Annotated in this window: 12 protein-coding genes; 5 read left to right on the top strand and 7 right to left on the bottom strand. The window is 56.9% G+C overall.

Annotation, left to right across the window (positions count from 1 at the left end; genetic code table 11):
• Positions 1–33 precede the first annotated feature (33 nt).
• From RTM06_RS09300 to RTM06_RS09290, 3 genes are read right to left on the bottom strand one after another with little or no spacing between them, the layout of a single operon-like run.
• Entirely contained in the window at positions 34–849 is an 816-nt protein-coding gene (locus RTM06_RS09300) for a carbohydrate ABC transporter permease (RefSeq protein ID WP_256698201.1), read from the bottom strand.
• Positions 849–1,721: a carbohydrate ABC transporter permease gene (locus RTM06_RS09295; protein WP_061718332.1), complete on the bottom strand. Its 873-nt coding sequence runs from the start codon at positions 1,719–1,721 to the stop codon at positions 849–851. The genes RTM06_RS09300 and RTM06_RS09295 overlap by 1 nt, the downstream gene beginning before the upstream one ends.
• Before the next feature lie 59 nt (positions 1,722–1,780).
• Positions 1,781–3,124 carry an ABC transporter substrate-binding protein gene (locus RTM06_RS09290; RefSeq protein ID WP_008105576.1) on the bottom strand — a complete coding sequence of 448 codons (1,344 nt, stop codon included), beginning with the start codon at positions 3,122–3,124 and terminating at the stop codon, positions 1,781–1,783.
• Between the two features lie 527 nt (positions 3,125–3,651).
• Here RTM06_RS09290 and RTM06_RS09285 point away from each other — a divergent pair.
• Positions 3,652–4,251 carry a GNAT family N-acetyltransferase gene (locus RTM06_RS09285; RefSeq protein ID WP_256698200.1) on the top strand — a complete coding sequence of 200 codons (600 nt, stop codon included), beginning with the start codon at positions 3,652–3,654 and terminating at the stop codon, positions 4,249–4,251.
• A gap of 13 nt (positions 4,252–4,264) precedes the next feature.
• Complete coding sequence (locus tag RTM06_RS09280) at positions 4,265–5,356, top strand: sn-glycerol-3-phosphate ABC transporter ATP-binding protein UgpC (RefSeq protein WP_312181628.1); 1,092 nt, start codon at positions 4,265–4,267, stop codon at positions 5,354–5,356.
• 47 nt (positions 5,357–5,403) lie between these two features.
• Here RTM06_RS09280 and RTM06_RS09275 read toward each other — a convergent pair whose 3' ends face one another.
• Positions 5,404–6,522, bottom strand: a complete 1,119-nt coding sequence (locus RTM06_RS09275; RefSeq protein ID WP_312181626.1) for an ROK family transcriptional regulator — start codon at positions 6,520–6,522, stop codon at positions 5,404–5,406.
• An 18-nt stretch (positions 6,523–6,540) separates the two neighbouring features.
• Positions 6,541–7,407: a BadF/BadG/BcrA/BcrD ATPase family protein gene (locus RTM06_RS09270; RefSeq protein WP_312181680.1), complete on the bottom strand. Its 867-nt coding sequence runs from the start codon at positions 7,405–7,407 to the stop codon at positions 6,541–6,543.
• A gap of 279 nt (positions 7,408–7,686) precedes the next feature.
• Between RTM06_RS09270 and RTM06_RS09265 the strand changes: the two genes are divergently transcribed.
• Positions 7,687–8,847, top strand: coding sequence for a Gfo/Idh/MocA family oxidoreductase (locus RTM06_RS09265; protein WP_312181624.1), 1,161 nt, complete (start codon positions 7,687–7,689; stop codon positions 8,845–8,847).
• A gap of 116 nt (positions 8,848–8,963) precedes the next feature.
• On the opposite strand, the gene RTM06_RS09260 is transcribed toward RTM06_RS09265, so the two are convergent.
• Positions 8,964–10,202: an MFS transporter gene (locus RTM06_RS09260; protein ID WP_312181622.1), complete on the bottom strand. Its 1,239-nt coding sequence runs from the start codon at positions 10,200–10,202 to the stop codon at positions 8,964–8,966.
• Between the two features lie 409 nt (positions 10,203–10,611).
• Between RTM06_RS09260 and RTM06_RS09255 the strand changes: the two genes are divergently transcribed.
• Positions 10,612–11,211 (top strand): hypothetical protein, encoded by a 600-nt coding sequence (locus tag RTM06_RS09255; RefSeq protein WP_312181620.1) that lies wholly within the window; start codon positions 10,612–10,614, stop codon positions 11,209–11,211.
• 284 nt (positions 11,212–11,495) lie between these two features.
• Positions 11,496–13,886: a glucose/quinate/shikimate family membrane-bound PQQ-dependent dehydrogenase gene (locus tag RTM06_RS09250; RefSeq protein WP_312181618.1), complete on the top strand. Its 2,391-nt coding sequence runs from the start codon at positions 11,496–11,498 to the stop codon at positions 13,884–13,886.
• Between the two features lie 136 nt (positions 13,887–14,022).
• Here RTM06_RS09250 and RTM06_RS09245 read toward each other — a convergent pair whose 3' ends face one another.
• The gene (locus tag RTM06_RS09245; RefSeq protein ID WP_312181616.1) at positions 14,023–15,234 is read right to left on the bottom strand and encodes an MFS transporter; all 1,212 of its coding nucleotides are present in this window, start codon (positions 15,232–15,234) and stop codon (positions 14,023–14,025) included.
• Positions 15,235–15,238: the final 4 nt, after the last annotated feature.

Below are 15,238 nucleotides of genomic sequence, written 5' to 3'. Positions count from 1 at the left end.
ATGACCAAAACCTTTTGCTGGTGGACAACGTGTTTATTTCACCGCGCCTTCGGTGACGCCGCTGATAAATTTGCGCTGGAACACCAGGAACACCGCCACCAGCGGCAGAATGACAATCATCGCGCCCGCCATCAGCACCGGAATATCGATGGTATTTTTGTTCTGGAAAAACATCATGCCGATCGGCAAGGTGCGCAGCTCGTCTTTATTCACCAGAATCAACGGAATAAGGAACTCGTTCCACGTCCAGATAAACAGCAGCAGCGCCAGCGTGGACAGCGTCGGCCAGATTGCTGGCACCAGCAAACCCCAGAGAATTTTACGGCGCGAAGCGCCATCCATCACCGCCGCTTCCACCAGCTCGCGCGGCACCTGCTGCAACGCGGTGGCGATCATCAGCGTAGTGAACGGCAGCGATAGGGCAATTTGCGGCAGAATCAGCGCCAGATAGGTATTGGTGAGGCCCATCCAGCGCAGCTCGTGATAGAGGGGAATAATAAAGGCTTCACTCGGCAGCACCATGCCAAGGCCCAGCAGCGCGGCAACCACCGTTTTGCCGGGGATCTTCAGCCAGGCAAAACCGAATCCCGCCAGAATGCCAAGCAGGATGCTGCAGATCACCACCGGAATCACCACCAGCACCGAGTTCATGAAGTAGACGTTGAAATGTCCCTGCTGCCACGCGGTGACGTAGTTTTTAAAATTCAGCGACGAGGGCAAGGTGAATACGCCCTGAAAAAGCTCCATCTGCGTTTTGAACGAGGTCATCAGCGCCATTAAAAACGGCAGAATGGTCATCAGCGCGACAATCCAGATCAGCGCGCGTGAGACAGTTGGCGTGCCGCGCATCAGTGACGCTCCCGTAAACAAAGATGAATTAAGCCGTTGATCATTAACACAATCAGCATACTGAACACCGCCACGGCGGAGGCGTAGCCGAAGTAGTGCAGATCAAAGCCCTGCTTATACATAAAGATGTTGGTCACCATGGTTGACGTGCCCGGTCCGCCCTGCGTCATCACGTAAACCAGATCGAAAGCTTTCAGGCTGGCGATTACCGTCAGCAGCAGCGCGATACGCAGTTCGGGACGCAGCGACGGCAGCGTAATGCGCATAAATTTCTGCCGGCGTGATGAACCATCGAGATCGGCCGCTTCCAGCAGCGAGGGATCCATGCGCTGCAAGCCGGCCATAAACAGCACCAGGCAGAAACCGAAGAAGTACCAGGTGGCGACAAAGCCGACCGCGGGCAGCGCCCAGGTAAAATCACCCAGCCACGACTTCGCCAGCTGCGGCAAACCCACGGCGCGCAGGAATTGATCGATAGGGCCAAACGCCGGGTTATACAGCCAGCGCCACACCACGCCGAGCACCGCCATCGGCATGATGTACGGCAGGAAGAAGAGGATACGCAGCACGCTGCGCTCTTTGTTATTACGCGTCTCATACAGGAAGCTGCACAGCAGCAGTCCAACGCCAATCGGAAACAGCGTGTAGAACAGCATCAGCAAGGCATTATTGCCGAGCGCCACCCAGAACACCGGATCCTGGAACATGCGCAGATAGTTACCCATGCCGATGAAAATCGGCCACGAGGTACCGTCCCATTCGGTGAAGCTGATCCCTAACGAGGCCAACAGCGGCAGCAGCAGAAACACCGCATACACCAGCACCGCGGGCAGAAGATAGAGCGCATTGCGCCAGGCAGATTTATTCAGCATAACCGTACTCGCTTGCGGGCCTGTTCGCGGCCCGGCCACTTGCGCCGGGCCGTACGTCATCAGTGCTTGAGGGTTTTCAGGTAACGTTGATAGTTGTTATCGAAGTTGATCACCATCTGGTCGGCGGTTTGACGTCCCGCCAGCAGCAGCTGCACATTCTGATTCAGCTCGGCGTTCATGGTTGGCGTGGCCCAGTCGAGATAATGGCCGAGACCATCGTTGTCATTCAGCGTCACCCACACCTGATAGGCTTCCGCCAGCAGCGGGTTATCCGCCGGAATCTGCGCATTTTTGCTGGTGCCGGCCGGCAGGAAGCCCACTTTCAGCCAGCGGTTCGCCATCTCATCTGAGACGATGTAATCGATGAACTTCGCTGCGGCATCCTGCTGCGCTTTGTCTTTGGCGGTGCTGGTGATGGAGAACGCCAGATCGGTGCCACCCACCATCAGTGGATGCTGCACGCCTTCGCCCGCTGGCATCGCGGCGAAGTGCAGATCTTTGTTGTCTTTAAACTGGCCGAGATACCAGGTTCCGCTCACCAGGAACGCTGCCTGACCGTTCTGGAACAGGGTCGCCGCATCGTCATGCCCAATGCCCTGGAAGCCGGGGAACAGATAGCCTTTGTCGTTCCAGCCCTTCATCAGGTTGGCGGCTTTCACCAGCTTGTCGTCTTTGAACGTGCCGCCCACGTCGTAAATCAGATCGTCGAGTTTTTTCCGGTCGCTGCTCTCAATCTGCGCTTCCCACAAGGTGCTGAGTAGCTGCTGGCCCATGTTGCCGTCGAGCAGGCCGAGCATCATCGGCGGTGTGCCAGCGGCTTTGAGTTTCTCCATCGCCTGTTCGAGTTCCGGCAGGGTTTTAGGCACCGCGACACCGGCTTTATCCAGCAGCGCTTTGTTGTAGTACAAACCCACCATCTCGCCGAGGCTCGCTACGCCGTAGAGTTTGCCGCTGCCGAAATCTTGTTTATCTGACCAGCGGTTACGTTTCAGGATTGAATCCGGGAAGCGCGTGGTCCAGCCGTAAGTTTTGGCGTAATCATCCAGCGGCCACAGCAGCTTGTCTTTCACCAGCGAGCCCATATCGCCGCCGCCCTGATTCACCTGGGCGATTTGCGGGCCGTCACCGGCGGTCAGCGCCAGCTTAAGCGGAATGCGCGTGTCTTCGAAGGAGTGCACCGAACGCTGAATCACAATGCCCGGATTCTTTTGCTGGAACGCTTTTACCGCTTCATCCACCGCTTCGGTCTGCTGCGGATAGTTGTAAATGTCCCACTCATTCAGGGTGACGGCCTGCGCAGCTGCCATGGTCGCACCGAGCAAAATCCCGGCGGATACCAGACGCGACACGGTGCGCAGTGAGCTTTGCAAACGGGAAGGACGATTGGTTGAATCACACATCATGCTCGGTTTCTCCAACAGATGACTGGCATCCCTTCATCTCGACACCTGCGATTCCCGGCAGGTTGATTCAGCAGCGACAACGTACATAATTCATACTTACTTTATGCACAAAAGAAAGTCAAACATCGCCACTGCGGAATTTTTGCTCTGTGATACAGTGCAAAGAGTAAGAAGAAAAGCCACTGGAACAGCAGAGGATGCTGCGATTCCGCGCGCAAACAAGACGGCACTGAGGATTAAAGCCTGAGCATCAGTATAAATCACTCAGGCAAGTGAAGCGCTTTAACTTACTGATAGAGCATATGAAAATCCTATCGTTATTATCATTACGCTGCGAGAGCCAAAGGCAATGTGTTGTCATCTGGCGCGTAAACCGGCGTGGCGTGTGAGTTTGTCAGGCGCGCCGTCATGCATTGTGGTTATAGTTCGCATCAGCTTTGTGCGCCAGCGCAATTATTACACCTTGAAAACTAAGTCGGCTTTCTTTACCGTAAAATCTGTTCATCTCCTGACCAAGAGGCTCCACCATGACGGCTGAAGGTGTTATTCGTCGCGCCAGCGAGGCTGATTTCCCCGCCTTGTCGCGCATCTGCTTAGAGACCGCCAATGCCGGGACCGATGCCAGTGCGCTCTACTCCGATCCCGCACTGCCCGGCCTGCGCTTTGTCATTCCCTACGCGCGCTTTGCGCCCGAATTTGCTTATGTGCTGGAACAGCATGGCGAGGTGGTGGGTTACGCGGTCGCCGCGCCCGATACGCGCGCCTTCGAAGCAAAGCTGAATAGCGATTGGTGGCCACAGCTGCAACAGCAGTATCGCGATTACGCGCCGCAGGCGGCGCTCGACAGCAAAGTGCTGGAAGCGATTCATCAGCCCGATGCGGCGGCGGATCAGCTGGTGACACAGTGGCCTGCGCATCTGCACATCAATCTGCTGCCAGCCGCACAACAAGGCGGCTGGGGGCGCAAGCTGATTGAACAGCTGCTAAACGATCTGCGTGCCGCAGGCGTGCCGGGCGTGTACCTCGGCGTCAGCCTGCAGAATGAGCAGGTGTGCGGTTTCTATCAGCGCCTCGGCTTCACGCCGATTATGCGCAGCAACGCCATTTATATGGGCCAACTTCTCTGATTCGAGGCATCGCATGACCAGCCTGCATCTGCAAAACGTTAAGAAGTCCTACGAGAATGTGAACGTGATTCACGGCATCGATCTCACCATTAACAGCGGCGAATTCGTGGTGTTTGTCGGCCCTTCCGGCTGCGGGAAATCCACGCTGCTGCGCATGATTGCCGGACTGGAGGAGATCACCGACGGTAAGTTGCTGATTGAAGGTGCCGACATGACCGATCAGCACGCCACCGAGCGCGGCATCGCCATGGTGTTTCAGTCCTATGCGCTCTACCCGAACATGACGGTGCGCGGCAATCTGGCCTATCCGCTGGAGGTGATGAAGCGCCCGAAAGCGGAAATTGAGCAGGCGATACAAAAGACGGCGGCACGTCTGCATCTCACTGAATTCCTTGACCGTTTACCGCGTGCATTGTCCGGCGGGCAGCGGCAGCGCGTGGCAATTGGCCGCGCGATTATCCGCCATCCGCGTATATTCCTGTTTGATGAGCCGCTGTCGAACCTCGATGCTGAGCTGCGTTTGCAGATGCGCATTGAGATTGCTCGCCTGCATGCCTCGCTGGGCAACACCATGATCTACGTGACGCACGATCAGCTGGAAGCGATGACGCTGGCGGATCGCATTGTGGTGCTGCGTCAGGGCCGTATTGAGCAGGTTGGCGCACCGATGGCGCTGTATCGCGATCCCGACAACCTGTTTGTCGCCGGTTTTATTGGCTCGCCGAAGATGAATTTCCTCAGTGCCGAAGTGGCGGCGATCGCGCCGGGCGCGGTGCAGCTGCGCGTGCCAGCGCTGGGCATCAATCAGCTTACGCTGCCGATCGCTGCGTCGTGCCGCGAAGGGCAGAAAATCACGCTGGGCGTGCGTCCGGAGCATTTCCAGCCGGTGAGCAGCAATGAAGATGCCGTGAGTTTCAGCGGCGAATTGTCGTTTAGCGAGATGCTGGGACACACCAATTATCTCTATCTCGATATCGGCGAAGAGAAGCTGCTGGTGATTGAAGAGCGTAACGTGGCGGAACACGCGATTGGCGAGAGGATGAGTTACCAGCTGCGCGCCGAGCATTGTTTGCTGTTTGATGAGCAGGGTTTGCGGTTACGTTAAGGGGTGCGGTGCGTTCATGGTGGCGGTCGCCATAAATGGCGACCCTACTACGCAATATCCTCATCGGCCTGCGCGGCCAACAAATCCAGCAACTTATTCACCGCGAACCCGGCAGCGCCCTGCGCCCACATGCGGTTGGATTCGGTGAGGAATTGCAGCGGCGTCATGTGCGGCGTCAGCTTCAAACGGTAGGTCTGGAAACTCTGCGTAATGTGATCAAGCAAAATGCGCGAGGCCATTTGCGGCTCCATCGCCAGATACACCACGTCCGGATCGTAAGCCACCGACAGATTCGCCAGCGACATCCCTAAATGCTGCCCGGCCTCGGCCAGCGCACTCAGCACCTCTGGCGTTGGACGCACATCGAGATCGCGCAGCGTGAGCGGCGCCTCTTCTTTCGCGGTGGCCGCCACGCGCTGTAAAATCGCCTGCGACGATGCCACATCCTCCAGCAAACGCTCAGAACCATCGCCCAGCAGCGACACGCCAATCTCACCGGCTTTGCCGTGACGACCGCGATAGAGCTGGCGATCGAGCAGAATCCCCGCGCCGATGCCTTTGCCGAAGGTAGCAATCACCGCCGACTGCGCGTGACCGAGCTGACCAAACACCAGCGCCGCCATTGCCAACGCGTTAGCATCATTTTCAATAAATACCGGCAGCGAGAAACGCTCTTCCAGCAGCCGGGCAATCGGCACGTTATCCCAGCCCAGCGCGCGCGACAGCACGCAAACGCCGTTGCTGGCATCGACTAAACCCGATAGCGCCAGACCAATCGCCCCCACCTTTTTGCCTTCAACGCCGCGCAAAAACTTCGCCAGCGCATCGCCGAGCTGCTTAGGCGTCATCGCGCCGGAAGGAATCTGCTGCTCGCCGATGATGTTGCCGCTGAGATCGGTCAGCACCATCAGATTGCGTTCGGCGTTAAGCTGAATCCCCACCACGCTGGCGTGATCCGGATTGAGGCCAAGCAGCGTTTTGGGTCGCCCCATCGAGACGCGGCGCAGCCCCAACTCCTGCACGATGCCGCCGGTCAGCAGACGATTGGTGGCTTGCGACACCGTCGACATGCTCAGGCCGCTGCGCACTTTGAGATCGGATTGACTAATAGGCGCATTTTCGACAATCAGCCGCAGAATGCGCGCGGTTACGTTGGGAGCGCTCATGAGCCTCTTTATCTGAAGTTAAGCGGGAAGTGTCAGGCTGAACTGCGTGGCGAGGCGAATCGCACCGCTCAGCGCATCGCCCTGCGGCGGCACCAGCAGCGCAGCGATATCCGCCGGCAGCCACGCCTGAATGGGCTCGGCTAATCCGCCCATCAAGGCCAGCTTGCCGTGGCTGCGCGCCAGCAGCGGCTGTACCATCTGCACGATATCCGCGGCGCATTGCTGCACCAGCGCTGTGCCGTGCACATCGCCCTGCTGCGCGGCAGCGAAAACCTCAGGCACCACGCGGCCCCAATCAGCGGGCGTCGCCTGTTTCGACCACATCAGCAGCTGTTCCGGGCTGTTTTGATAGCTTGCCATGATGCGCTGCATTAACGCCGAGGCGGGCACAATCTCTTCGTGCGCCAGCAGCGCCAGCCGCAGCGCGCGTTGGCCGAGAATCGCACCCGAACCGGCATCTGACAGGGCAAAACCCCAGCCGCCGAGCAGCGTGAAGTGCGCGCCATCCCAGGCCGCGCCCTGGCTGCCAGTGCCAATAATAAACACCGCACCCGGCGCACCGGCGTGCGCACCGGCACAGGCGATTTCGACATCGGTAAATAGATAGCGCGCCTGGCAGCGTGGCTGCCAGCTGGCGAGACGGGTTTGCACTGAGGCGACGTTCGCGCCCGCCAGCCCGGCGACGATCACCGTGCGGTCGCGCGCTTCAGCGGGTAAATTCGCCTGCGCAAACAGATCGTCGATCACCTGCTCGATGGCCGCAATGGCGGCATCAAACTGCGACCAGACGTTAGCAGGACCGCCTTTGGCTTCCGCCAGCAGCCGTCCGGCGCTGTCGGTCAGGCGTCCACGACAGTGCGTACCACCGCCATCAATACCCAGCATTAGTGAATGCACGCGCTTCCTCCTGCCAGCCCGAAACGGTATGACGCTTATAGATGTGCGAAAGATAGGGGAAAAAAACTTAAATCGCAATAACAAATAAATAGGCAATCCGTATAGTTAATTAAAATAGATATAAATCATACAAATAACAATTTTTCACCAATTGAGATCCGCCACACGGATTGACATTAGTTTTTCTGTCGTAATAAGTTAGCGGTCAGATTATCAGCAGCCTGACGGGTCGGGCGGCTTACAGGCAACGGGCTTCAGGGGTACAACATGAAAGTGGGCATTATTGGTCTGGGCTTTCGTCTTTCCCATGTGGTGAAAGAGTTCAACAAAGCCGACACAGCGTTTTCCGTGGTGGGTTATGTCGATCCGGCTCCGGCAGGATTACCGAACCTGCACAGCTTTGGCATCGATGCGGGCACCGCGTTTGACAGCGTGGATGCGCTGCTACAACACGGCGGCTTTGATCTGCTGCTGGTCGGTTCGCCGAACTTTATGCACCTTGAACATATTCGTCAGGGCTTAGCGGCGGGCTACACGGTATTCACCGAGAAGCCGGTGGTGATCAACGAAGAGCAGACCATGGCGATGGCACAGCTGGTACAGCAATATGGTCACGAGCGCATTCTGGTCGGCCTGGTGCTGCGCTACTCGCCGCTCTATCGCGACCTGCTCACCGCGCGCGATGAAAATCGCCTCGGCGAAATCACCTCAATTGAAGCCACCGAACACATCAAGCCCTATCACGGTGCGTTCTTCCAGCGCGACTGGCGTCGTCTGGAGAAGTACGCTGGTCCGTACATTCTGGAAAAATGCTGCCACGATATCGATCTCTATCAGGGTTTGGTCGGCGAGCGTCCGGTGCGCGTTGCCAGCTTCGGCGGACGCAAAAACTTCACGCCGCAGCATGCGCCTAAAGGTGCGGTAACGCCGCAGTCTGAGGTATATCACGTTAAGCCGAGCGGCTGGTCGAGCACCGATGCGGTGTTTGACGGCGATGCCGATATCGTCGATTACCAAACCGCGCTGATTGAGTATGCCGGTGGCGCCACCCTCGCCTTCCACGCCAACCTTAACGTGCCGGATGAGTTCCGCCGCTTCTGCGTGATGGGCACCGATGGCATGGCCGAAGGTGACTTTGTGCGTAACTACTTCCGCGTGCACAACGCCCGCACCGGCGAGCGCGAAGTGGATACCGAGTATGACGGCAACGCTTATGACGGCCATTACGGCGCCGATGCGCTGATGGCAGAAGAGATTGTGAAACACATTACGCAAGGAACGCCGCTGAAGGTTTCCGTGGTGGATGCGCTGGAAGCGGGACTTACCGCGATCAAAATCGATGAAGCGCAAAAATCGAAAACCGTGGTGGATATGACCGAGAGCTGGAAAACCTTTGATGCTAGCCTGGGGAAAGCAATCAACGTGTGATGTTGGGGGATCGTGCGGGTTGTGAAACGGTGCGCATAAATGCGCACCTTACGCCGTAGGGTCGCCATTCATGGCGACCGTCAAAATGGACGAACGAAGTCATGACAGCCAATCCATCAAACCACGGTTTCGTTTTCCAGCTTCTGCCGCTTACGCAGATGCGGGAAAATCGTCATCCACACCCCCACGACGATCAGCGTGCCGATGCCGCCAATTGCCGCTGCGGGCACTGCGCCCATCCACGCGGCCAGCAAACCTGACTCAAACTCGCCGAGCTGATTCGAGGTATTAATGAAAATGGCGTTGACCGCATTGACGCGGCCGCGCATGTCATCCGGCGTATCCAACTGCACCAGCGCGCCGCGAATCACCATGCTGACCATATCGAAGCCGCCAAGCGCTGCCAGCGCGATCACCGACAGCCAAAGCTGGGTGGAGAGCGCGAACACCAACGTCGCCACGCCAAAACCCGCCACCGAACCGAACATGATCATACCGACGTTCTTTTCCAGCTTGTGACGACTCAGCCACACGCCAACCAGCAGCGCGCCGACCGATGGCGCGCCGCGCAGGATGCCCAATCCCCAAGGCCCGGTATGCAGAATATCCTGCGCGAAGATCGGTAGTAGCGCAGTCGCGCCGCCCAACAGCACCGCGAACAGGTCGAGTGAAATCACACCGAGCACATCTTTGCGATCGCGGATAAAGCGCACGCCGGCAAACAGGTTTGGCAGATTCATCGGCAAGCGCGCCTGCGGCGGCCGCTCATAGCGCAGTCGACTCACCAGCACGATGGAGAACAGATAGAACAGTGCCGAGACGCCATACACCACTTCCGGCCCCGCAACATAAAGGAAGCCGCCAAGCGTTGGGCCGATAATCACCGCCGCCTGTCCGCCCACCGAACTGGCGGCCATGGCGCGTGCCAGAATCGGCGGCGGCACCAGCGCGGGCAGCATCGAGGTAATCGCTGGCCACTCAAGCGCCTTGGCGACGGAGATCAGGAACACCAATCCCCAAATCTCAATCTTGCCTGCCCAGTTCATCAGCGTGAGCGCAACCAGCCCCAGCAGCGCCAACCACTCAATGCATTGCCCGAGCAACACGATGCGGCGACGATCGAGCTGATCCGCCAGATGTCCGGCGGGCAGCGCCAACAGCACGGAAGGCAGAAATTGCATCAGACCGATCATGCCCAGCGCCATCGCACTGTGGGTCAGCGCGTAGATTTGCCAGCTGACCGCGACCGAGAACATTTGAAAACCAAACGATGAACAGGTGCGCGCCAGCCAAAAGGCGACAAACGACCTGTGCCGCAGCAATGAATCCTCTGCTGCGGATACTGGAGAACCCATAGTTTTATCCCATCCTAAATCATTACATCGGTTAGCGTCGTTGCACCAACCTGGTGAAAAGCCACATCATGGCTTCCGCTTTATTTTTTCAGGCCACAGAGTGCGGCATCTTGTTGAGCCAGGCAATGGCTAGCCGTGCTGTTTAAAAACAGAAGCTTATCCAGAATTAAGCTAAGCATAGCGCTCTTAATATTAGCGGGCTGATGGTTGTAGTTTGAAAATATCAACACACATAAGATGATGGCGAATTATCGCTACCGCTTCACTTAATATCTCTCTATCAGAGAAAATTAAAAAAGATCAACTTTATTCAGCAAAGGGTTTATATTGTCGGGGTTAAGATTTCACCAGTCGCCCGTTCTTATAATAATTAAGACGTTGCATCCAATTAATTTATTCACAGAGATAAATGGAAAACAGATCTTATAATCCTTATGTTACTGAGCGCATTCGCCGTTTCGACGGTGCGCTAGCTGGCGTGTGTTATTCAGCACCTTTTATGCATTGCGAACAGGAAAGCACGACAACACTTAATGGAGGCAACATAATTTCGCTGCATAACCAGTTGCCGGATGCACCCGAATTAATAATCATCCCGTTAACGGGAAATAACCTTGTGCGTTTTTTACAGGCAACGGATAATTATTCCTGCCTGCAGAATGAGAATGTACAACTGGCGATCGATTATGCCGACTTAGTTCAGCAAGATAGTGCATTACGCCAGGCCGCAGAGCGTTTCTCATTTTGGCTATATGATTTGGCACCACCCGGCACTTGCTGGAAGAATATATCCACCTTTCCTTTTCGCGGTATTGTGCTGACCGATGAGTTTTTTAACGATAATTACCTCAAGTTCAGCTTTCCTTTTCTGCTGGAGTCCTGTCGCGAAAGAGAAGCGGAGGTAATATTACGTACCCAGCAGTTAACGCTGCCTGCTGAACATTATGCGCAACTTAATTTGAGCGGCTGGCAAGAGCAACGTACCAGCAGCATACTGCTCGAAGGGTAAACGTTTACACAAAGTGTTGCTCTTAGGTGTTATGGCCCGATCTAACCGGACATAACACCGTTATTCCCCCATAAAATGTCGCACTACTTCCTCTCCACGCGTGCAAAGCACTAAAAATATCAAACCCTTTAACGTTTTTAAGATAAAATTTAACGCAAAGGGAACATCTCGCCGCATGGAAAGCGTCGTTCGAACCGTTTCGTTATTTCGTACTCTATGTCGGGAAGCAGCCCAACGCGTTGTTTCCTTTTTAGTTTTTAATGGCAAAGAAAGAGGTCAATATTATGGGGAAAGCTTCCTCATCTTTTGGCGTAATCCGTTTTCTCACAGTGCTTTTTGCACTGCTGACGGGCGCGTTTATGCTGGTTGGTGGCGTTTGGTTAGCCGCCATTGGTGGTTCCTGGTACTACGTTATTGGCGGTGTGGTCATGTTGATCACCGCTATTCTGCTGTGGCGCCGTAGCGGCTCAGCATTACTGCTGTACGCATTGCTGCTGTTGGCAACGCTGGTGTGGGGCGTGTGGGAAGTCGGTTTCGACTTCTGGGCGCTGGCACCGCGTACCGATGTGCTGGTGATCTTCGGCATCTGGCTGGTTCTGCCGTTTGTGTATCGCGGTCTGAATAATGCCGGCAAAGGCGCTCTGGCGCTGTTGTCAGTGGCGCTGCTTGCTAGCGTGCTGGTGCTGGCGTGGGCAGTGTTCCACGATCCACAAGAGCTGAACGGTGAAATTCCAGCGGCAGCCTCTAATGCTCCGCAGGCGCAGCCGCTGAGCAACATCAATGATGCTGACTGGCCTGCCTATGCACGTGACCAGCAAGGCACCCGCTTCTCGCCGCTGAAGCAGATCAACACCGGTAACGTTAAAGAGCTGCAGGTTGCCTGGCAGTTCCAGACCGGCGATTTGAAGACGCCAAACGATCCGGGCGAAATCACCGATGAAGTCACGCCAATCAAAATCCGCGACACCCTGTATCTGTGCTCACCGCATCAGATTCTGTTTGCGCTGGATGCCAAAACTGGCAAGCAGAAGTGGAAATTTGATCCGGGCCTGAAGCCGAATCCAACCTTCCAGCACGTGACCTGCCGTGGCGTTTCTTATCACGAAGTCCCTGCTGCAGCTGATGCGGCCAATCCCCAACCTGCGCTGTGCTCACGCCGTATTTACCTGCCGGTAAATGATGGCCGCATGTTCGCGCTGGATGCGGAAACCGGTGAACGTTGCGCTGCCTTTGGCAACAACGGTGAACTGGATCTGCAGCACAAGCAGCCCGTATTGACTCCAGGTCAGTACGAGCCAACCTCACCGCCGGTCATCACCGACACTACCATCGTGGTAGCGGGCGCGGTCACCGATAACTACTCAACCCGTGAGCCGTCTGGCGCCATCCGTGGCTTCGACGTCAACACCGGCAAACTGTTGTGGGTGTTCGATCCGGGCGCGAAAGATCCAAACGCGATTCCACAGGATGAACACACCTTCACCATGAATTCACCGAACTCATGGGCACCGGCGGTGTACGATCCGAAGCTGGATATCGTTTACCTGCCAATGGGTGTGTCAACGCCGGATATCTGGGGTGGCAACCGCACCGCAGAGCAGGAACGTTATGCGAGCAGCGTACTGGCACTGAACGCCACTACCGGTAAGCTGGTGTGGTCGTATCAGACCGTGCATCACGATCTGTGGGATATGGACCTGCCGTCGCAGCCGACGCTGGCCGATATCACCACCAAAGATGGCAAAACCGTTCCGGTGATTTATGCACCGGCGAAAACCGGTAACATCTTTGTACTGGATCGTCGCACCGGCGAGCCGGTTGTCCCTGCGCCGGAAACCCCGGTTCCACAGGGCGCCGCCAAAGGTGACCACGTTTCACCAACTCAGCCGTACTCCGAACTGACCTTCCGTCCGAAACAGAATCTGACGGACAAGGACATGTGGGGCGCGACGATGTACGACCAGCTGGTGTGCCGCGTGATCTTCAAGCGTCTGCGCTATGAAGGTCCGTTCACCCCGCCGTCTGAGCAAGGTACGCTGGTCTTCCCAGGCAACCTCGGCATGTTCGAATGGGGCGGTATCGCGGTGGATCCACATCGTCAGATTGCGATTGCTAACCCAATGGCGCTGCCGTTTGTTTCCAAGCTGGTTCCGCGCGGTCCGGGCAACCCGATCGAGCCACCGGCTGACGACAAAGGCGGTTCAGGTACTGAAACCGGCATCCAGCCACAGTACGGCGTACCGTACGGCGTGGAGCTGAATCCGTTCCTGTCACCGTTTGGTCTGCCATGTAAACAACCGGCGTGGGGCTATGTCTCAGCGGTTGACCTGAAGACCAACGAAACCGTGTGGAAAAAACGCATTGGTACGGTTCGCGATAGCGCGCCAGTTCCACTGCCGTTCAAAATGGGTATGCCAATGCTGGGCGGCCCAATCACCACTGCAGGTAACGTGTTCTTCATTGGTGCTACCGCAGATAACTATCTGCGTGCATTCGATACCAATACCGGTGAAATGCTCTGGCAAGCACGACTGCCAGCGGGCGGCCAGGCTACGCCGCTGACCTATGAAGTGGATGGCAAGCAGTACGTTGTTATCGCGGCAGGTGGTCACGGTTCGTTTGGTACCAAGCTGGGTGATTATGTGATTGCTTATGCACTGCCAGATGCGAAGTAAGTTTTTGCGTTGAAGTAATAAAGCGGGCTTAGGCCCGCTTTTTCGTAGGGTCGCCATTTATGGCGACCTTTGCAAAAACCGCACAAACTTGCGGTGCGCCCATCATGAAGGTCGCCATGAATGGCGACCCTACGAGTTAGCGGTTACGCAGCACGCGGGCGTTTAACAGCGCGCACAGCGCCATAATTATGCAGGTGGCCAGAAACACCGGACGCATACCAAACGCGCCGCCAACAAAGCCACCAAACAGCGGACCTGAAACCTGGCCGACATACTGCGCCGAAGTGGAATACCCCAGCATCTTACCCACCTGCGACTGCGGCACGCTGTGACGAATCAGCGCCGTGACGCACGGCATCAATCCACCCAGCGCCATGCCCATCAGAAAACGCAGCACCACCAATTGCCACGCTTCGCTGATAAACGCCTGCGGGATCAACAGCAACGCGCAGGCTATCAATCCGTAAATCAGCACGCGACCATGCCCAACGCGATCGGCCAGCCGTCCCAGACGCGGTGCGGAGAGAATGCTGCCGAGCGCGGCGGCGGCCATCACCAAACCGGCGGTGACGGTGATGGCGCGATCGCCGCTGACAAACTGGCCGATATAGAGCGTGATGATCGGCTCAATCGACATATTGGCGAAAATCAGCAGCATGCCCGACAGCCACATCAGGCGCACCACCGGCAGATTCGGCGGTGCCTCATCGGCTGCACTGCTTTGCACGGTTTTCTTACCGGAGGAGCGCGGCACCTCTTTCAGCAGAAAAGTAGTTGCGAGAAAGGCAAGGAAAATCACCGCGCCGGTCAGCCAAAAGGTGTGACGAATACCAATCAGCGGCGGCAACACGCCGCCCAGCAGCGGCCCCACCACGTTGCCCGCCATGATGCCGGACGACAGCACGCCGAGCGCCCAGCCGGTTTGCTCTTTCGGCGTTTGCGCCGCCACCAGAATGGTCGATCCCGAGGCGTAACCGCCGAGCAAACCCGCCAGCAAACGCAGCGCCACCAGTTGCCACGGCGCGGTGGCCATGCCAATCAGCGACATCGCAATTGCCATGCCGAGGCTGGCGCGAATCAACATCAGTTTGCGGCCATAGCGATCGGCCAGTTTGCCCCACAACGGCGCGGTCAGGGCGGCGCTGAGGAAGGTGGCGCCGTAGGCTGCACCCGACCAGCGCGCAATCGCCGCCGGTTCCTGCACGCCGAGTTGCTGCACGTAGAGCGGCAGAAACGGCAACAGTAGTGTCATCGCCACGATGGTGCTGAACGAACCCAGCACGCAGACACATAAATTTCGCTTCCAGTGTTGCTGTTCGGGCGCTAACGCGAGTGGAGGTTGCTGCATGGTG

The sequence above is a fragment of the Pantoea sp. CTOTU46764 genome (assembly GCF_031974595.1).
In the GTDB taxonomy this organism is placed as follows: domain Bacteria; phylum Pseudomonadota; class Gammaproteobacteria; order Enterobacterales; family Enterobacteriaceae; genus Pantoea; species Pantoea trifolii.
Note: the sequence above shows the minus strand (reverse complement) of the source record. Positions and strands in the feature narration are given on the sequence as shown.